At 51.1% G+C, this 18,931-nt stretch carries 22 protein-coding genes and 1 tRNA gene; 13 read left to right on the top strand and 10 right to left on the bottom strand.

Annotation, left to right across the window (positions count from 1 at the left end; genetic code table 11):
* Positions 1-56 precede the first annotated feature (56 nt).
* Entirely contained in the window at positions 57-1,067 is a 1,011-nt protein-coding gene (locus tag GN278_02735; GenBank protein ID XAT59828.1) for an enterochelin esterase, read from the top strand.
* 14 nt (positions 1,068-1,081) lie between these two features.
* On the opposite strand, the gene GN278_02730 is transcribed toward GN278_02735, so the two are convergent.
* The 5 genes from GN278_02730 to murA all read right to left on the bottom strand — a co-directional run bounded on the left by GN278_02730 (position 1,082) and on the right by murA (position 5,223).
* Positions 1,082-1,531: a low molecular weight phosphatase family protein gene (locus GN278_02730; GenBank protein XAT59827.1), complete on the bottom strand. Its 450-nt coding sequence runs from the start codon at positions 1,529-1,531 to the stop codon at positions 1,082-1,084.
* A 5-nt stretch (positions 1,532-1,536) separates the two neighbouring features.
* On the bottom strand, positions 1,537-2,016 hold the full coding sequence (locus tag GN278_02725; protein ID XAT59826.1) for a UPF0262 family protein: 480 nt from the start codon (positions 2,014-2,016) through the stop codon (positions 1,537-1,539).
* 93 nt (positions 2,017-2,109) lie between these two features.
* Positions 2,110-3,411, bottom strand: a complete 1,302-nt coding sequence (gene hisD, locus GN278_02720; GenBank protein XAT59825.1) for a histidinol dehydrogenase — start codon at positions 3,409-3,411, stop codon at positions 2,110-2,112.
* Positions 3,412-3,475: 64 nt separating this feature from the next.
* Complete coding sequence (locus tag GN278_02715) at positions 3,476-3,955, bottom strand: DUF2948 family protein (GenBank protein ID XAT59824.1); 480 nt, start codon at positions 3,953-3,955, stop codon at positions 3,476-3,478.
* Positions 3,952-5,223, bottom strand: a complete 1,272-nt coding sequence (gene murA, locus GN278_02710; protein XAT59823.1) for a UDP-N-acetylglucosamine 1-carboxyvinyltransferase — start codon at positions 5,221-5,223, stop codon at positions 3,952-3,954. Before murA ends, GN278_02715 begins: the two co-directional genes overlap by 4 nt.
* Positions 5,224-5,471: 248 nt before the next feature.
* On the opposite strand from murA, the gene GN278_02705 reads away from it, so the two are divergent.
* Positions 5,472-5,546 (top strand) — tRNA-Thr (locus GN278_02705).
* Positions 5,547-5,812: 266 nt separating this feature from the next.
* Complete coding sequence (locus tag GN278_02700) at positions 5,813-6,139, top strand: hypothetical protein (GenBank protein ID XAT59822.1); 327 nt, start codon at positions 5,813-5,815, stop codon at positions 6,137-6,139.
* Here the strand turns inward: GN278_02700 and GN278_02695 are convergent, their stop codons facing one another.
* The gene (locus tag GN278_02695) at positions 6,140-6,346 is read right to left on the bottom strand and encodes a hypothetical protein (protein XAT59821.1); all 207 of its coding nucleotides are present in this window, start codon (positions 6,344-6,346) and stop codon (positions 6,140-6,142) included.
* A 40-nt stretch (positions 6,347-6,386) separates the two neighbouring features.
* On the opposite strand from GN278_02695, the gene GN278_02690 reads away from it, so the two are divergent.
* Entirely contained in the window at positions 6,387-6,707 is a 321-nt protein-coding gene (locus GN278_02690; protein XAT59820.1) for a hypothetical protein, read from the top strand.
* Between the two features lie 112 nt (positions 6,708-6,819).
* Positions 6,820-7,764, top strand: a complete 945-nt coding sequence (locus GN278_02685) for an SDR family NAD(P)-dependent oxidoreductase (protein XAT59819.1) — start codon at positions 6,820-6,822, stop codon at positions 7,762-7,764.
* On the opposite strand, the gene GN278_02680 is transcribed toward GN278_02685, so the two are convergent.
* The 4 genes from GN278_02680 to GN278_02665 form a co-directional block, all read right to left on the bottom strand.
* On the bottom strand, positions 7,754-7,912 hold the full coding sequence (locus GN278_02680; protein ID XAT59818.1) for a hypothetical protein: 159 nt from the start codon (positions 7,910-7,912) through the stop codon (positions 7,754-7,756). The two genes, GN278_02685 and GN278_02680, sit on opposite strands and share 11 nt — an antisense overlap.
* Before the next feature lie 190 nt (positions 7,913-8,102).
* Positions 8,103-8,552, bottom strand: a complete 450-nt coding sequence (locus GN278_02675) for a hypothetical protein (protein ID XAT59817.1) — start codon at positions 8,550-8,552, stop codon at positions 8,103-8,105.
* 62 nt (positions 8,553-8,614) lie between these two features.
* Positions 8,615-8,773: a hypothetical protein gene (locus tag GN278_02670; protein ID XAT59816.1), complete on the bottom strand. Its 159-nt coding sequence runs from the start codon at positions 8,771-8,773 to the stop codon at positions 8,615-8,617.
* Positions 8,774-9,146: 373 nt separating this feature from the next.
* Positions 9,147-10,007, bottom strand: a complete 861-nt coding sequence (locus GN278_02665; GenBank protein XAT59815.1) for a LysR family transcriptional regulator — start codon at positions 10,005-10,007, stop codon at positions 9,147-9,149.
* A 96-nt stretch (positions 10,008-10,103) separates the two neighbouring features.
* Between GN278_02665 and GN278_02660 the strand changes: the two genes are divergently transcribed.
* The 8 genes from GN278_02660 (at position 10,104) to GN278_02625 (ending at position 18,930) form a co-directional block, all read left to right on the top strand.
* A complete protein-coding gene (locus tag GN278_02660) occupies positions 10,104-11,255 on the top strand; it encodes a gamma-butyrobetaine dioxygenase (protein ID XAT59814.1) in 1,152 nt (383 codons plus the stop codon).
* On the top strand, positions 11,245-11,832 hold the full coding sequence (locus GN278_02655) for an HD domain-containing protein (protein ID XAT59813.1): 588 nt from the start codon (positions 11,245-11,247) through the stop codon (positions 11,830-11,832). The genes GN278_02660 and GN278_02655 overlap by 11 nt, the downstream gene beginning before the upstream one ends.
* Positions 11,833-11,992: 160 nt before the next feature.
* On the top strand, positions 11,993-12,409 hold the full coding sequence (locus GN278_02650; GenBank protein XAT59812.1) for a hypothetical protein: 417 nt from the start codon (positions 11,993-11,995) through the stop codon (positions 12,407-12,409).
* Positions 12,410-12,701: 292 nt separating this feature from the next.
* The gene (locus GN278_02645; GenBank protein XAT59811.1) at positions 12,702-13,286 is read left to right on the top strand and encodes an ANTAR domain-containing protein; all 585 of its coding nucleotides are present in this window, start codon (positions 12,702-12,704) and stop codon (positions 13,284-13,286) included.
* Complete coding sequence (locus GN278_02640) at positions 13,283-14,455, top strand: nitrate transporter (protein ID XAT59810.1); 1,173 nt, start codon at positions 13,283-13,285, stop codon at positions 14,453-14,455. The genes GN278_02645 and GN278_02640 overlap by 4 nt, the downstream gene beginning before the upstream one ends.
* 266 nt (positions 14,456-14,721) lie before the next feature.
* On the top strand, positions 14,722-16,089 hold the full coding sequence (locus tag GN278_02635; GenBank protein ID XAT59809.1) for a nitrate ABC transporter substrate-binding protein: 1,368 nt from the start codon (positions 14,722-14,724) through the stop codon (positions 16,087-16,089).
* A gap of 73 nt (positions 16,090-16,162) precedes the next feature.
* Positions 16,163-17,239, top strand: a complete 1,077-nt coding sequence (locus tag GN278_02630) for an ABC transporter permease subunit (protein XAT59808.1) — start codon at positions 16,163-16,165, stop codon at positions 17,237-17,239.
* Positions 17,240-17,244: 5 nt separating this feature from the next.
* Positions 17,245-18,930: an ATP-binding cassette domain-containing protein gene (locus GN278_02625; protein ID XAT59807.1), complete on the top strand. Its 1,686-nt coding sequence runs from the start codon at positions 17,245-17,247 to the stop codon at positions 18,928-18,930.
* Position 18,931 lies beyond the last annotated feature (1 nt).

The following is an 18,931-nucleotide window of genomic DNA, read 5'->3' as shown; positions in this document are numbered from 1 at the left end:
ATCGGACGTGATAGGCTCGGGTCGGTGTTTAAGGCTTTGGGCGTAAAGGAATAACAATGCAGTTCAGCGGTGATTTCAAATCGGGTGAAATGATTTTTATAACGGTGCATTCACACGCTCTGGCCGGCAATATGCTTGGCGATCCGGCCGAACGGAAAGTCGGGGTCTACATCCCATATGATACAGACCCAGAAGGGCTTCCCCTTCTGGTATCACTGGCCGGATACACAGGCAGCGGTTTGTCACAGCTCAACTGGAAGAACTTTGGCGAAAATGTGCCAGAGCGGCTTGATCGGTTAATCGCAACGGGGGAAATGCCGCCCGCAGTTATAGCCTTTCCCGACTGCTACACCCGGCTGGGCGGCAACCAATATATAAACTCGGTCGCTATGGGCAATTGGGAAGATTTTTTAATCACCGATATGCTGAACGCCATTGAAGGCCGGTTCGGATGCGGCGGTATGGGCAAGCGCGGGCTTTTTGGAAAATCCTCAGGCGGCTATGGCGCTTTGCTCCATGCGATGCGCCATCCTGATGTGTGGTCGGCCATCGCTTGTCATTCCGGTGATATGGGCTTTGAGATCGCTTATCAACGCGACTTTCCTGCCACCTTAAGAGCTCTGGCCAAACATGACATGTCGGCCGAAAATTTTGTAAAATCCATCTGGGCCAATCACAGCCCGAGCCATACGGATATTCATGCTTTGATGATCCTTGCCATGGGGGCCAGCTATGATCCTGACCCAAGCGCCTTTTGCGGTGTCCGTTTGCCAGTGGATTTGCACACTTGTGAATTGGATGATGCCCGCTGGGTGCATTGGCAGGCCTGGGACCCACTACATATATTTGACAGCCATGCCAAGGCGCTACACTCTTTAAAAGGTCTGTGGATCGACTGCGGCGACCAAGACCAGTTTGATTTTGTCTATGTTGCACGGCGGTTGAAGCAAAAACTCGACGGGGCACAAATCGCGCATCATTACGAAGAGTTCCCAGATAACCACTTTGGTCTTGATTACCGATTTGACAAGAGCCTGCCCTATCTGGTCAGGGCACTTCAACACTAGGAAAAGGGCGCAGCTTAACCTTTACCCCAACGCCGCAATAGTTGGTCAACGATTTGATCGCGGGTTTGACGATAAGAGACGAGCTTCGCTTCGCGGGTTTCACCAAGTCCGGTTGGGTCCATAATCGGCCAGTATTCGACAGTGAGGTGAAACAAACGGGTTAAATCCAAAGCCCGCCGCTGACTGGCCGGTGACAACGCAATGATCAGATCAAAAGATGACAGATCATCCCCCCATTCTTGCATTTCATCAAAACTGCGCGAACGGTGGCGTGAAAGCTCGATACCGAGCTCTTCACAAACGGCAATGGCAAAGCCGTCTATTTCAAGATCATTCATCACCCCGACCGATTGCACATAGGTCCCGGTGCCATAGAACTTTTTCATAATGCCTTCCGCCATGGGCGAACGCACAGCATTATGATCACAACAAAAAAGGACCGATTGTGGAAGGTCCAGCGTCATTCCGATCAGCCTCCGAAATGCAAAACACAAATGAGTGTGAACAATCGGCGCGCCGTATCATTGTCCACATCCGCTTTGCCCGCCAAACGTTCAGTCAAGATCCTTGCGCCTTCGTTATGAATCCCGCGGCGGGCCATATCAATAGTTTCGATTTGGCTGGGCGGCATGTTTTTGACCGCATCAAAATAGCTTTCGCAGATCGACCAATAATCTTTGACCACCTGCCGAAATGGAGAGAGGGACAGATGAAATTCGGCTGCCTTTTGCTTTGCCTCGGTTTGGATATCAAACACCAGCCGTTTTTCCTTGACTGACAGCCCCACGCGATAAGGCCCCGAAGGCTGTTCCCGATCCGTGCGCGCCGGCAGGGAAAAATGGTTACCTTCAAGCAGATCAAAAACCGCAACCCGCCGCTCCTGTTCGATCTCGGGCGTGGGCGGAGGCAAATTGCTGTCGTCGATTTCGATATGGACAATCCGCGTCATGCTGTTCTCTTTTACTACCTATAAACGGCCTAACGAAAGAGAGAATAGAGCGCAACGGATAAACGCAGAACACTGCCTAATGCGATAAAGGTGCTAGTCATTCAGTTTACGTAATCGGGCGCGCACAGAAAGCCCATGCGCCTCAAGGCTTTCTGAAATGGCAAGCGTTTCTGCCGCCGGCCCAATTGCCCTCAGGGCTTCGGCGCTCATTGAGGCCAAGGTCGTGCGTTTGACAAAATCCAGTACCGAAAGCCCACTGCTAAAGCGCGCAGATCGCGCCGTTGGCAAAACATGATTGGGACCGCCCACATAATCCCCAATGGCCTCTGGCGTCCACATACCCAGAAAAATCGCACCTGCATGGGTGACTTTTTCGCTCAGAGCCTTTGGATCTGCAACACACAGTTCAAGATGTTCCGGCGCAATCCGATCAGACAGTTGGGCGGCGATCTCTAGCGAGGGGACTTTAATGATTGCCCCGAAATCACGCCAGCTGGCCGCTGCAATATCGCGCCTTTCAAGTGTTTCAAGGCGCGCCTCTACAGCCTTATCAACGGCCTTTGCAAATTCTGCGTCATCTGTAATGAGAATGGACTGCGCACTGGCGTCATGTTCCGCTTGGCTTAGCAAATCCAAAGCGATCCAGTCAGGGTCATTATCGGCATCGGCAATCACAAGGATTTCTGACGGGCCAGCAATCATATCAATGCCTACTTTACCAAACACCTGCCGCTTGGCCACAGCCACATAAGCGTTGCCCGGACCAGTGATTTTATCCACTGGCGCGATGGTATCAGTTCCATAGGCCAGCGCCGCTATCGCCTGGGCTCCGCCAATGCGGTAAACTTCGTCAACGCCTGCTATTTCGGCGGCAAGCAGTACCAAGGGGTTCACCACACCATCCGGTGTTGGCACAACCACCACAAGCCGCTCAACGCCCGCCACTTTTGCGGGAATGGCATTCATTAGCACTGAAGAAGGATAGCTGGCCAAACCACCAGGTACATAAAGACCAGCGGCCGACACCGGCGTCCAGCGCCAGCCCAGTTCAGCGCCGCTCGGATCAGACCATTGTGCATCTTCGGGCAGCTGTTTCTGGTGATAGGCGCGGATCCTTTCGGCGGCAAGCTCAAGCGCCGCGCGTTCTTCGATGCTAACCTCGGCGCAGTACTGTGCGATCTGATCTTTCGAAAACCGCATCTGATCAGCCGTAAGAGCCAGACGGTCGAATTTTTCGGTCAGGCGCAGCACAGCTTCATCACCGCCTGCGCGCACCTCAGAAATAATCTCGGCCACAACATTTTGCACATCAGGACTGTCTTCGCGCTTTGCTCCCAAAAGCGTTGCAAATGCGGTTTCAAAGTCCGGATCGTCTGCGTTCAAAAAAACGGCCATGCTGTTCTCCGATAGTTGCGCTGGACATAGCCCCGAACGCGCTTGGGCTCAAGTCCCCCGCGCTTTAGTCAGGGTGATTTGGGGATTTACGTGAGGGGGCGGAATAGGGACGCGTGACATCGCGCAGTTGCACCTCGACCGCTTCGACCCGGATGCGAAGTGCGCCATCGCCGGCCAAGGTTACAGTTAAAAAGCAATCCTCGTTCTCGGCATTTTCCAGGGTGATCGACAGAACCGAAAGAACCAGATCCTTTTGACTGCGATCCAGCCCCTGCGAGGCAACAGAGAGCACAGTTTCAATAACCAGCAAAGATTGTACACGCTCAACCGGCCTGCCCTGCCGTTCAGCATTGGTTTTATCTTCCCAGCGAAAGCGGTTGATCAGCAGCGCAAGACGGCGTTGATTTGCTTGCCAGCTAATTTCACCGATCGGCAAAACCGCATCTTGCACCATTGCCGAAATCACCGTGAGGTCTTCGCTGTCCAGCGCTCCGATATTCAGCGGCGCCTCACCGCCATCTTCGAACTTGGCGTCCGTCGTCATTTGCCTGCAACCCTTTCGATCTTGGCGCCCACCGCTTGCAATTTCTGCTCAAGCTTTTCATAGCCGCGATCCAGATGGTAAACGCGGCTGACCAAGGTTTCGCCCTCAGCCGCCAGACCTGCGAGGATCAGCGAAACCGAAGCCCGTAAATCGGTTGCCATCACCGGCGCGCCTTTTAGGTTTTCTACCCCGCTCACGCGCGCCGTACCACCATGCACTTCGATATTGGCCCCCATCCGCATCAATTCGGGAGCGTGCATAAACCGGTTCTCAAAAATCGTTTCTTCCAGCATAGATGTGCCCTGCGCAGTGCACATAAGCGCCATCATCTGGGCTTGCAGATCGGTTGGAAACCCGGGGAACACTTCGGTTTTGACATCCACAGACTTCACCGCCCCATTGCGCCGCTTCACCCGCAGACCGTTTGCAATTTCACTGACGTCAATGCCGGCTTCATCCAGTTTTTCACAAAATGCTGCCACCAGATTCATCCGGCCACCAATCAGCTCGACCTCACCGCCAGCGATCGCCGGAACCAGCATATAGGTGCCCAGCTCGATCCGATCACTGACCACCGGATGGGTCGCCCCATGCAGCCGGTCCACCCCTTGAATGGTAATAACAGGGCTGCCTTCGCCTTCAATCTGGGCGCCCATTTTGCGAAGGCATTCAACCAGATCGACAATTTCAGGCTCGCGGGCGGCGTTGACCAATTGCGATGTTCCATTGGCCAGCGTCGCCGCCATGACAAAGTTTTCTGTCGCACCGACCGAGGCAAAGCGCATTTCATGGCGGGCGCCAATTAGCCCCTTGGTCGGCGCTTTAGCGTGTAAATAGCCGTCTTTAAGATCAATTTTTGCGCCCAGCGCCTCAAGCGCGGTGATGTGAATATCCATTGGCCGCGCCCCGATTGCGCAGCCCCCCGGCAGCGAAACAACCGCCTGCCCTGCCCGCGCTAGCATCGGGCCAAGTACCAAATTAGAAGCCCGCATTTTGCGCACGATATCATAATCTGCTGTTAAGTTATCTAGGTTTTGCGAAGAGAGCGCGATCACCATATCATCGTTAAGACTTGTCACTTCACTGCCGAGCGAGCGCAGCAAATCCGACATGGTTTTGATGTCCGAAAGGCGCGGCGCATTGGTCAGGGTCAAGGGCTCTTCGCTGAGCAGCGTGGCGGGCATTAAAGCCAGAGCGGCGTTTTTGGCTCCGGCAATCGGAATTTGCCCGGACAACGGACCGTTGCCTGTCACCAATATTGCATCCATCTGCCTAGTCCTTTTCTGCCTCGGTTTCGGCAGGCACCATTTTTGCCCGTGCCTTGGCCTGTGCCTTGCGCTTGGCCATATTGGACTTCAGCGCCAGTTTAAGCCGGTCTTTACGGTTTTTCTGTGGTTTCTGCTCAGTTTGTTTTTGTGATTTCGCCGTCATGTGCAAAGGTTACACCATCCGGCGAAAAGGGTCTAGATTGCTCTTGCGCATCGGCGGGTTTCGGTCTAATCACCCTGCGCATGATGCCGCAGTAGCTCAGTGGTAGAGCGCACCCTTGGTAAGGGTGAGGTCGGGAGTTCAATCCTCCCCTGTGGCACCATTTAAAATCAATGACTTACACGAAATAAAGAACATTGAGAGAACGGCAAAAGTGCGACCATGGTCGCAGTTGGCCCACTTTCTAAAACGTACTGTAATTTTAATATGATTTAGGCAACTTTTCAAAAACCAAATTTCATTGAAATTTACAGTTTTTTCACAGCGCCAAACGATCCAAGTATCTGCCCAATCATAAGCCTACCTTTCGTTGATTTTTTAGAGCGGGTTGGATACGGTTTTAATAAATGCATATTAGAGGATGAACAGATGACGAGTTTCGCCAGAACGACAGAAATTTTTGCTGCAGAAAAATGGGACCCCGTTGCTTTTAAAAATTGTTTTCACGAAGAATTTATGTTTGTTCGAGAGACGGATTTGGTAACACGTGATGAGTTTTGCGCTTCTATTGGTGAGCTAATGGAACAAGGCAAGCTGGATTGGCAAAACATCGAATTAGTCCACGAGAATAATCACGTCATGGAGACAAAATGGATAGACGGCGATGAACTTGTTGTCCGCGTCAACCTAAAAAAAGATGGTTTAACTTGGCGATCCATAGTTAAAAGATCACCTATTCCCACTCGACTTCGTTAATTAATTCTTCCCACCCAGCGCAAAGTAAGCGCCCACCAGACCCGACAATGCTAGATACTGAGCCATCAAGATGCTATCGGCTTCAGACATCCGGACGGGGTCGTAAATCGTTGCAATAGTACACGCGATCATCATGCCCAGCGCAGCCCAACACATACGGCGACGGTTGGTCTGGTAGGCTTCTTTGTCGGGTATTGTTTCATTCATTTTTTGCCTCTATGGTTTTCGAAATTTTGGGAGATTGAAGATGTCAGAAGCAGTTTGGTCGATTATTAAGTACAAACCAAAAGCTGGCTGTGAGGATGAGTTTAAGGAAAATGGCCTAACACGTTTAGCGGAAATAATGAATAAACCAGATATTGTCTGGAGTTTGATTGAACTCGATACTGGAGAAATTGTTCAGATAAGTCGATTACCCAGCATTGATACAATCGTTGAAGGCCAAATTGAGGGCCTTGAATGGCTCGACACTGTAGATCACCTTTTAGAAAAAGATGCAGAGGGAAGCAGAACCCAAGCCTATTCGGGTCTGGAAATGGACGCGCCGCATTCTTTTCAAAGCAAATAGTTTTGCAAAAGCAGAACCACCTGCAAAGATTGACTTAGTGGTTAAAACCCCGAAAATGTGTTTCACATCAAGGTAGGGGCTGCTCAACTATCAATTTTTGAAGGATTTGATTATGGGAAAAGTTGCTATTGTTACCGGCGCATCTCGTGGATTGGGGCGCGGTATTGCCCTTACTTTGGCAAAGGAAGGCGGCTACTCTGTCTATGCTACTGCGAGGAACGGAACAGCTCTAAAAGAGCTATCCGCCGAAGCGTCTGAAAATGAACTGGGCGGAGTTGTTCACCCCTATGTTTTGGATCAAAACGATGATGCCGCCGTTGAACAATTTGTCTCTATTGTTTCGGCCAATGAGGGCAGAGTGGATGTTCTGGTTAATAGCTCTTACGGTGGCCTTGTCGCAATCGCTCCTCATTTTGGAAAACCATTTTGGGAACGTCCTACAGCCGTGTTTGATGACGCCATGAATATTGGCGTTAGAAGTTCTTACGTCATGAGTAAATTTGTAGCACCAATAATGGTAGGCCAAAAAGAAGGCCTGATTATTCAAACGTCGAGTTTGGGCAGCTTTATATACGCCTTTGACGTCGCGTATGGAGTGGCACACGCGGGCATGGATAAACTTACCGCTGATATGGGCATTGAATTGCGCGAACATGGTGTAAAAACTGTGACCCTTCATCCCCAGGGTGGGTGCAATACCGAACTGATGAAGTGGCCTGGCGCAGAAAGCACTGTCTTTGTTGGACGTGCCGCGCTGTCTATATCCGACAAGGCTTCGGGTGACGATCTAAATGCTATGAATGGCAAAATAGTATTTACAGGCGAATTAGCTGAAAAATACGGTTTCATGCATGACGATGATCCAAAGGGTGAAGTCACAGCCACAAAAATTGAGGAAGCAAAATTTTTCAGAAGCCTAGCAAACAAGGCGCACTTTCAAAACCAGCAAGATGTTGATCTCGAGGATTATAATTCCAAAACTTTACCGTGGAGGCTTTCAGACACCAATGTAAAGGGTTCCGATATGGAAGAATACTTCAAAGGCTTTAAGCTTTAAGCCAAAGCCTACGTCTTGGGTGTCCTTTAGGCCGCACCGGGTCGTGAATCGTTGCAATAGTAAACGCGATCATCATGCCCAGCGCAGCCCAACACATACGGTGACGGTTGGTCTGGTAGGCTTCTTTGTAAGGTATTGTTTCGTTCATTTTTTGCCCCTAGGGTTCACTTAAATTATTGGGAGATTATGAAATGAGCATCGCGCGAGTAACCATGCACGAATTGAATGAAGAAGGGATGCATGATAAGATAGAGGCGCTCTATGCCTCAATTGTTGACGAATACTTTCCAAACCTTGAGCAGGTAATAAACATCAAGACAGGCCCAACATCAGCTATCTCAATTGCGCTTTACCCATCCTTTGAGGAAGCGGAAAATAATCTTGACGGTCGCGCAAAAATGGTGGAGCTGATGGCGCCCTACGTTAAAGATAGTTTTTTCCATGAAGGAGAGGTGACGAAAAACTATATTAAGAGCCAAAAGTAACTCCTTTAGCCCACGCAAAAACTCCGTGAAAAAATACAGCAAGGCAAAGCCACCGACGCTAATCAAAGCGATAAAGCCCCACGATAAATAGCAGATTGTTGCTGCTATCTGACGCTGGGCGCGCATTTTGCTTTCGTAAGCGATGAATTTGTCCCATGTGCCTGCCTTTGCATAAAGGCGGCACATGCTTTCCAGTTCCTTGCGCTTTTCAGCTATCTGCTGCAGCGCCAAAAATTCATCGAAGTCATCAGCGGACTTACCCATAACTTTGGAAAACAGGCCGTCCTTTTTTGCGATTGCCACGCACCTTTAATTCTTCCTCTGCCCCAACTAAGTTTTTAAGTAGATAATCAAATTGCTTGTGATCACTTCTCCCTCAAAGCCTGTTCGATGTTATCCAATTTGGCAGCTATGGAACGCAGTGCATCTTTGACGTCTTTCATCTCGCGGTCATGCGCCAGTTTGTCAGACATGGTTTGCGATTGAAGCACGGCAATGGAGGTTTCATGCCTTCCGATTTTCACATGCAACATCCAGACAAACACGGCAACGGGAGCGGCAAGCCACTGCACTATTGATAAGAATTACCTTCACTTCACGCCAGATCGCGGCTTGCGGGCGGTATCTGCAACACAGTTTTAATGCGACCATTTGCGACCATGGCCGCAGTTGAGGTAAAACATTTGTGAACGAAAAAAGAATTATTGAAATTTATACAATGAAAACAACCCTGTTTTATAACCGTTTCTACGGCAGACCGCTTCCTTGGTAAAGGTGAGGTCGGGAGTTCAATCCTCCCCTGTGGCACCAGAAAAAATCCATCATATCAATGCTAAATAACCTGCTAATGTTGAACTAGACTAGTAGACTGTTGGCCTTATGCGATTTGTTAAAACGTTAGTTGTCGGCAAGTACTTCGATAAGCTCATCCCATTGAGATCGCGTGATTGCATCCGAACCCGCAATGGCCCAGTAACTTTCATGGTGCTCCAAAATATCTTCACCAAGACGTATCAAACGCCCGGCTGCAATATCCTCAGCGCAAAGAGGTAGCGAGCCAAGAACCACCCCAGCACCCGCTTTCGCAGCCCCAAGGGCCGAGAGAAATATGTCAAATCGGACATTGGGCACCGGTGTTGTTGGCGTTCCAAAACGGCGCGACCAATCTGTCCAGTTTGGACGAGGCCCTGCACAAGCGATGCGCGGCCACTCTAACCAGTGTCCGCCATTTTCAGCCAATGCAGGAGAGGCCAAAGGAGCAATCTGTTCATTAAACAGTTGCATCTTATAAACATGCGGCCAACCACCTGCCCCATAGCGAATGCCGATGGCATCATCTGTTGGGGCGTCATGTGAGCCCAAAACCAACGACCGCATAGAAAGATGCCCTCCAGCAATATGCTGTAGCCGCTTTAAGCGGGGCAGAAGCCATAAATTAATCATAGACTGACTGGCCGAAAAGACCATTCGCCCCCGCGTGGGCCCAAAAAGCGCTTCTGAACTTTGACGAAGGTTTCCAAATGCGGCGCGCACATGTGGAAGCCAAGCTTCACCTTCGACGGTGAGTTTGATAGATCGGGCACCCCGGTAAAAAAGCTTTGTTCCCAACAGTCTTTCAAGATGCCCAATGCGTTGGCTGATTGCGGATTGGGTTAACCCGGTTTCAGCGGCAGCTGCCGTGAAACTTCCACACCGAGCAGCAGCTTCAAAGGCGCGTACCCATTCCAAAGGTGGCATTTTAAATGGCTGGCTAGACATTAGAAAATCAAAGCCTCAGTAGGAAAATTCTTAATTTGATCTTATGCATGAGCAAGGCCATTCTGTCGATAAAAAAGCAATTATAAGGCGTTACACATGGCATCTGTCACGATTGATCCATCGGGTGAATACCTGACCCTAAAAAGTTCAACCGGCCGCCGCCGATTTCATGCAATCTGGCTGCGCGATAATGCCAGCGACCACCAGACGCGCGCGCCGGAAAATGGTCAGCGCCTGATCGCATTAAGGGATATTCCCCATGACACATCTATCACAAACACTGACCTAAACGGCGATACCATGGACGTCAGGTTTGCCCCAGAGGACAAGGTGGTGCGCTTTGATATCTCTTGGCTCGAAGAGAACGCCTATGATGAGGCACCATCGCGGCCGCATGGTTGGGTTGCACCAGATATTGCAATTTGGGATGCGGAGCTGACAACTAGTGTCCCCACAGGCGATTTTGAGGCACTTGTAAGCGATGATTCCGCGCTGTTTAACTGGCTTTCATTGGTGAACCGATATGGGTTTGGTAAAGTCACTAACGGCCCTGTTAAACCCGGGGCACTGTTTCAAATCGTTGATCTCTTCGGTTACGTGCGTGAAACAAATTACGGGCGGCATTTCGATGTTCGTACCGAAGTAAACCCAACCAACTTGGCCTTTACGGGTATGGGCCTTCAGGCGCATACAGATAATCCCTACCGCGATCCTGTTCCCACGGTTCAGGTTCTCTATTGCCTTGAAAGCTCTGCTGCTGGAGGCGACAATATGGTGGTGGATGGGTTTGCTGCCGCCTTGCGTCTGCGTGAGGAAAATGAGACGTATTTTAACGTATTGGCCAATTATTCGGCGCGCTTTGAATATGCAGGTGATCAAAGCGTATGCTTAACGTCACGCCGCCCAATGATTGAACTGGCACCAGACGGCCAACTGATTTCTGTTCGGTTCAACAACCGATCACTGGCAGCAATCACTGATGTACCGTTTGATAAAATGCCATTGTATTATGCAGCCTACCGGAGTCTTGGCGAAATCATCGACAACCAAGAGATGGAGGTTACATTCCGCCTCAACCCGGGAGAGGCTTTTGTTGTGGACAACACCCGTGTTCTTCATGCCCGTAAAGGCTATTCCGGTGAAGGATCGCGTTGGCTGCAAGGATGCTATGCCGATAAGGACGGGCTGCGATCAACCTATGACGCCATGCGTCAAAACCAGAAAAAGGAATCCGTGGATGAGGCCTGAAATTGATAGGTTGACCCCTGACAACATCGTAGATTTCATCGGGTCAATTTTCGACCGGCGCGGCGGTGAAGAATACCTAGGAGAACCCGTAAATATGGGTCAGCATATGCTTCAGGGGGCAACGATAGCCGAGCAAAATGGCCAGTCCGAAGAAATTATCGTCGGCGCTTTACTGCATGACATCGGGCACTTCACCAGCGAATTTGGCACCTTTACCATGAACGATACAGAGGACCGGCACCACGAAGACGCCGGTGCGGAAGTGCTAGAGCGGTTCTTCCCAAGTGTCGTAACAGATTGCGTGCGCTATCACGTTGCCGCAAAACGCTATCTCTGCGCCACGCGGCCTGAATATTTCCGACGGCTTTCGGAAGCATCGGTTCACTCGCTCAACCTTCAGGGCGGCCCTATGAACCCTGCAGAGGTTGCTGAGTTTGAGAAAAATCCAAATCTCAATCATATTATTGCGGTTCGATATTTGGATGATGCGGGAAAAAGGCCAAATATGGAAACTCCGGATTACTGGCATTTCGCCCCGATGGTGCAGCGCATGGTCAACCGATACACAGTACAATAATCAGACCGCTGAGGCTATTCTTATAGACTGGCAGAGGCCTAAGAGCTATAGTGCTTGGCGGCAGGGCAATTACATTTTGCCCCCTATTTTGCATTTCTTTTGGCCGATCAGGCCCCGAAATCTATGCCAAAAAAAACCCACAGCTTTAGAGGAGAATAAAATGAAAGCCACTGGTGGATGCTATTGCAGAGATAATCGCTACGAAATTAACGGCGCTTTGAAGGTTACCGCTCAATGTCATTGCCGTGAGTGTCAATATATCACTGGCGGCAACCCAGCTGTTTTCGCCGTATTTTCCAAGGATGATTTCCAATACACTGCGGGCAGGATCGCAACTTTTGCGCGCAGTGATCTTAAAACTCCCGTGGTCCGGCATTTCTGTTCAAACTGCGGAACAGCCATTGGCAACAAAAGCCCGACAAACCCAAATTTAATGATCGTAAAGATTGGCACGTTTGACGATCAAAGCTTTTTCACACCAAAGCTCGCTATTTTCACCTGTGACAAACAACCCTATCATCACATCGCCAAGGGCATTCCAGCCTTTGAGAAGCGCGTGGTCACAAAACAAGCATGAGCCCATCAGCTGCACATTGAAGACTTTTTGAACGGCTGCATTTGCGTTTAATAAATGAACATTTGAGCTTGGAACCTTGAAGTAAACTGCGGTCAACGATGCGAGGGCAGCGCTTTTTGCATCCCTAAGTGCACCTCGCTGCCCCCCTATCGGTTAGCAGCCTGCTAAATTATTGGGCATATTTGATGAGTCGTGGGCATTTGTTCAAAAGCGCCCTCGTGGAAATGCCGCCAGCCTATCCCGGCACACTCTGACCCTTGCTGGTCATTTTAATATCTGTCACCCCCGCCTTATGCCAAAAGATTTGACCATTGTTGTCGTTGAAGAAGATCAAGAGCGCTCAGTCGCGATTGTTGATGCGCTAAAAGATTCGCTTGCCTGTGATATATGCGTTGTTGGTAACCCAAGCGGGCTCGCACGCCAAATTGCCATACACGCCCCTGACATCGTACTGATCGATGTCGACAATCCGACACGCGACATGTTGGAAGAACTCACTTTAGCCTCTGGCCCGTTAGAGCGCCCAGTCGCTATGTTTGTTTCCGGTACGGCAGGTGGCCTCGCGCAAACTGCGCTAGAGGCTGGGGTCTCTGCCTATGTGGTGGATGGTCTGTCACCCGAGCGGATCAAACCTGTCATCGACACAGCCATCGCGCGGTTCAGGATAGTGCGGCAAATGCGCAATGAATTGGCTGAAACCCGCCGCGCTTTGGAAGAACGCAAGGTGGTTGACCGCGCCAAAGGCCTATTAATGAAGGCTAAGAACATCGATGAAAACGCCGCCTATGCTCTTTTACGGAAAACCGCAATGGATCAGGGTAGGCGCGTCGCAGACGTGGCCGAAGCGCTGGTCACTGCGTCGAGGTTGCTGGGATGAATACGGTCACACTTCCCGTTGCTTACATGCCATTGATAGATGCAGCTCCGCTGATCATCGCGCAGGAAATGGGGTTTGCCGAAGCAGAAGGTATTGCTCTTGACCTGATCCCTGCCCCCTCTTGGTCATCTGTGCGCGATATGCTCGCCTTTGGGCGCGTGGATGCGGCGCATATGCTGTCGGCTGTGCCAGTAGCAATGGCAATGGGATTGGGCGGCGTATCAACAGCACTTTCAGCGGTTTCAGTTCTGTCGATTAACGGCAATGTCATTGGTGTTGGAAAGCCGCTGGAGGACCGATTGCGCGCGACCGGATTTAATTTCGGTTTTGCCGATCCTGTCCTCGCGGCCAATGTCCTAGCGCAAGTCAGCGATGGTCCGATCGTATTTGGTGTACCATTTCCTTTCTCAATGCACGTGGAATTACTACGCTACTGGATCCGGGCAACCGCTCTCGGCCCTAATGGTGTTGTCATTCGCACAGTCCCACCACCTTTAATGGCCAAAGCACTGGAAGCTGGCGATATCGATGCATTTTGCGTCGGTGAACCTTGGGGCTCTGTTGCGGTGGAACAAGGGGTCGGCGCGCTGTTATTGCCCACTGCTTCCATATGGAGCTTTGCGCCCGAAAAGGTACTTGCCATACGCACCGATTGGGCCGAGACTGAACCAGATTTGCTGGGGCGTTTGATGCGCGCGACATGGCGCGCGGGCCGGTGGCTGGCCAATTCTGATGTGCATGCGACCGCGAGTGATTTGCTAGCGCGAAAATCCTATCTCGATGTCTCGGCCGAATGGCTTGACCGCGCTCTTTCAGGTCACTTGACGGTAACGGCACGCGGCGATCAGCGTCAGGTGGAGCGGTTTGTCGAATTTCACCATGGTGCGGCCAGTTTTCCTTGGCGCAGTCAAGCCAGATGGATCGCCCGGCAGCTGCAACTTTCGCATCAAAGTGCGCAAGCCGCCGATATTGATGCCGCAACCCGTGTGTTTCGCTCTGATCTGCATCGCCAGCATCTGGGTGTTGCAGGCTGCGAGATGCCCGGTGCCTCAGAAAAACTTGAAGGTGCGATTCGTGATACCACATTGGTAGCCGCAGCTGGTGGTACACTAACGCTGCTGCCAAATCGTTTCTTTGATGCCCGTATTTTCGACCCAGAACTGAAATAGGTGCCCTTTTTTTGTGCAAATGACAGTTTGGTCAATTTTTTTGCTATAATTTATCTGTTCAAGCGTTGAACTCTCGCTGCACCGCAGCATAGAAAAGGGAGTGCCTACAACGATGTGGGCGTAACGAATTTTCTCCCGTTGATAGGGTTGTACTGAGCAAGGTCGCTCGCTTTCTGCTGATACTATCAGCAGGTGGTGAACGGCCTTTTTTTTGTTTTCCCGGCTTTTGTTTTTGGCTGTAGCCGGGTGATTGGAAAGGATATAATATGAGAAAACCCCTCCTAAGCTTTGTCACTATGACAGCGCTTGCCGGCACGGCAGCTGCCGAAATGCTGGATCTTGAAAAAGACGAGCTGACCTTCGGCTTTATCAAGCTCACGGATATGGCGCCGCTCGCCGTAGCTTATGAGCAAGGGTATTTCCTTGATGAAGGTTTGTTTGTGACATTGGAGGCACAAGCCAACTGGAAAGTGCTGCTAGACGGCGTGATAGATGGCCAACTTGATGGCGCTCATATGCTTGCTGGCCAACCGCTTGCAGCAACCATAGGATACGGCACTAAGGCGCATATTGTGACACCCTTTTCCATGGACCTGAACGGCAACGGGATCACAGTGTCGAACGAGGTTTGGGACATGATGCGCCCCAATATTCCTTCTATGGATGACGGCCGGCCCATGCACCCGATTTCCGCACAGGCCCTTGCGCCAGTGATCGAAGAATTCAATTCGCGTGGCGAGCCATTTAATATGGGCATGGTTTTCCCGGTTTCCACCCACAACTACGAATTGCGCTACTGGCTTGCTGCGGGTGGGATTAATCCCGGCTATTACAGCCCGGATAACATCTCGGGCCAAATCGCGGCTGATGTGTTTCTGTCTGTGACACCGCCGCCGCAAATGCCGGCGACGCTGGAGGCAGGAACAATAAACGGATACTGCGTAGGTGAGCCTTGGAACCAGCAAGCGGTGTTCAAAGGGATCGGTGTGCCTGTCATTACCGACTACCAGCTTTGGAAAAATAACCCCGAAAAGGTCTTTGGACTGACCCAGGAATTCACCGAGGAAAATCCAAACACCACGCTTGCCATCACCAAGGCTTTGATCCGTGCGGCGATATGGCTGGATGAAAATAATAACGCCAACCGCCCAGAAGCAGTCAAAATCTTGAGCCGTCCGGAATACGTAGGTGCCGATTACGAGGTGATTGCGAATTCTATGACGGGCTTCTTTGAGTTCGAAAAAGGTGACAAACGCGACATTCCCGACTTTAACGTCTTTTTCCGCTACAATGCGACATATCCGTTCTATTCCGACGCTGTCTGGTATCTGACCCAGATGCGCCGCTGGGGCCAGATCGCAGAACATAAGCCAGACAGCTGGTATGACGAGGTCGCGCAGTCTGTTTATAAGCCCAAAATTTATCTAGAAGCAGCACGCCTGCTGGTAGACGAGGGCTTTGCCAACGAAGCAGATTTCCCCTGGGATAGCGATGGTTACAAAGCGCCAACGCCTGCCGAAGATATCATAGATAGCATTGCTTATGACGGCAAAGCCCCCAACGCATATCTTGAAAGCCTGCCAATTGGGCTGAAGAAAGATCAGTTGGTTGTTGGAAACAACGTCCAAGACTAAATCGCACGGGCCCCAGAGTGCTGCGCTCTGGGGCCTGCAAACCGCCCCCTCAACCAAGACGAGGACCAGATCCATGACCACCATTGATCCAAATTTCTCTGCCGCCGAACAGCGCGAAGCAAAGCGTGCCCGGCTTTTCACGCGCATCAATGCCGCCGACAAATGGTTCCAGATTTTGGGACTGTCGTGGATGACGCCCATCCTTAAAGCTATAGCCGGCGACAACCCGTCCGCCCAGGTAAAAGAAATTTGGCGCCTTCTGGCAGTTCCACTTTTGGCAATTGTGGCCTTCCTAATGCTGTGGGGGATGCTGGCACCCAAGGTACAAACCTCGCTTGGGGCCGTACCGGGACCAGCGCAGGTTTGGTCCCAAGCGGTCAACCTTCATGCAGATGCCGAGGCAAAAGCACAAAGCAAAGCGGACTTTGATGCGAAGGTCGCTCAGCTTAATGAGCGCCGGATTCAGCAAGGCAAAGAGCCTGTTAATCGCGCCTACACCGGCGCACCAACCTATTATCAGCAGATCTGGACATCTATTCAGACTGTTTTCTTTGGTTTCTTAATCGCCACCGCTATCGCTGTACCTCTGGGTATTGCTGCGGGGCTATCACCTATAGCGAACGCCGTGCTTAATCCGCTGATCCAAATATTCAAACCGGTATCACCGCTGGCATGGTTGCCGATTGTGACGATGGTTGTCTCTGCATTGGCCGCCTCAAACGATGGTCTTCTGCCCAAGAGCTTCGTGATCTCTGCCGTGACAGTGACGCTTTGCTCGCTTTGGCCGACATTGATCAACACTGCACTTGGCGTCTCGTCCATCGACAAAGATCTGGTCAATGTTTCAAAGGTCTTAAAGATGAATACATGGACCAAGATTACCAAACTGGTTCTACCGTCAGCGCTGCCACTTATTTTCACCGGGCTGCGGCTAAGCCTTGGGGTTGGATGGATGGTGCTGATAGCTGCCGAAATGCTGGCGCAAAACCCCGGCTTGGGCAAATTCATTTGGGATGAGTTTCAAAACGGATCTTCAAGTTCATTGGCGAAAATAATGGTTGCAGTTCTGACCATCGGGATCATCGGCTTTTTGCTCGACCGCGTGATGTACGCGCTACAATCCCTTTTCACCTTCACCAACAATCGGTAAGCGCTATGAGTATTCTCAAGCTAGAAAACGTCAACAAAAGTTTTGGCACAGGCCAGCACGCCACCCATGTGCTAAAAAATATAAACCTCAAGGTTGCCGAAGGCGAATTCCTTGTGCTGCTTGGCTTCTCTGGAACTGGTAAAACGTCGCTGATCAATTTGATGGCTGGGCTAGAAAAGCCCACCACAGGCAGCGTTACTTTCAAGGGTGCCCCGATCACTGGACCTGGGCCAGAGCGCGGCGTGATATTCCAAAGCTACTCACTGATGCCTTGGCTGACGGTAACCGGCAATGTCGGGCTTGCATTGGACTGTGTCTTTCCCAACCTGTCGAAAGCGGAAAAGGCAGAAAAGGTTGCGCATTACGTTGATATGGTGGGCCTGAGCCACGCGGCAACACGCCGTCCAGCCGAGCTGTCCGGAGGTATGCGGCAACGTGTGAATGTGGCCCGCGCGCTTGCGATGAGCCCCGAGATGCTGCTTTTGGATGAGCCGCTCTCGGCGCTAGATGCGCTTACCCGCGCCAACCTTGCCGATGAGATCGAGCGTATTTGGGACACTGAAAAGAAAACCTGTGTTTTAATCACAAATGACGTGGATGAAGCGATCATTCTTGCGGATCGGATCATCGCATTAAATCCGGATGGAACTTTGGGCGAAGAGTTTACCGTGAGCATCCCGCGCCCACGGGACCGGACGGAAATGAACAGCAATGATGCGTTCAAATCCCTACGCGCTGACGTGACCAAATATCTTATGGATGTTGGTATCGAGGCCAAGGTAGAAGGCACTCGTAAATTACCTGATGTGACCCCTATTCATGGCGTGCCAACCGCGATTGCAGATGCCCAAAAGGGTGCAATATACAAGCGGTTTTTGAACTTTAGTCAGCTGCACAAGGTTTACCCAACTCCCAAAGGTCCGCTGACCGTTGTCGAAGATTTTGATCTAAAAATGAACCGCGGTGAGTTTATCAGCCTGATTGGCCATTCCGGCTGTGGCAAGTCGACAGTGCTGACTATGGCCGCAGGTCTTAATCCGATCTCGAAAGGAGCCATTACTCTGGATGGGCGCCACGTCGAAGGCGCCGATCCGGAACGTGCCGTTGTGTTCCAGTCGCCCAATCTGTTCCCATGGCTTACGGCGAAACAGAATGTGGCCATCGGGGTGGACAAAGTCTATCCAAAAGCCGGCCAGCCAGAACGGCAGAATGTAGTGGAATACTACCTTGAACGGGTCGGGCTTGGCGATGCGATGGACAAGCCTGCAACCGAGCTATCAAACGGCATGCAGCAACGTGTAGGCATCGCGCGGGCCTTTGCCCTTTCGCCCAAGTTACTGCTCCTTGATGAACCTTTCGGTATGCTTGACAGCCTCACACGGTGGGAACTTCAGGAAGTTTTAATGGAAGTGTGGTCCCGCACAAAGGTGACTGCAATCTGTGTCACGCATGACGTTGACGAAGCAATCCTCTTGGCTGATCGCGTGGTAATGATGACCAATGGTCCACAAGCAACCATAGGCAAAATTACCAACGTTGACCTTCCGCGCCCGCGCACCCGCAAGGCGCTGCTAGAGCATCCCGACTATTATACCTACCGCCAAGAAGTGCTCGATTTTCTTGAAGAATGTGAAAACGGCGGTAATCCGAAACCCACAAAACCGGTCCCAACGACCGTAGCAGCGGAGTAGA

It is taken from the genome of Rhodobacteraceae bacterium Araon29 (assembly GCA_039640505.1).
Lineage (GTDB): Bacteria > Pseudomonadota > Alphaproteobacteria > Rhodobacterales > Rhodobacteraceae > CABZJG01.
This window is presented reverse-complemented; position numbering and strand designations above follow the sequence as displayed.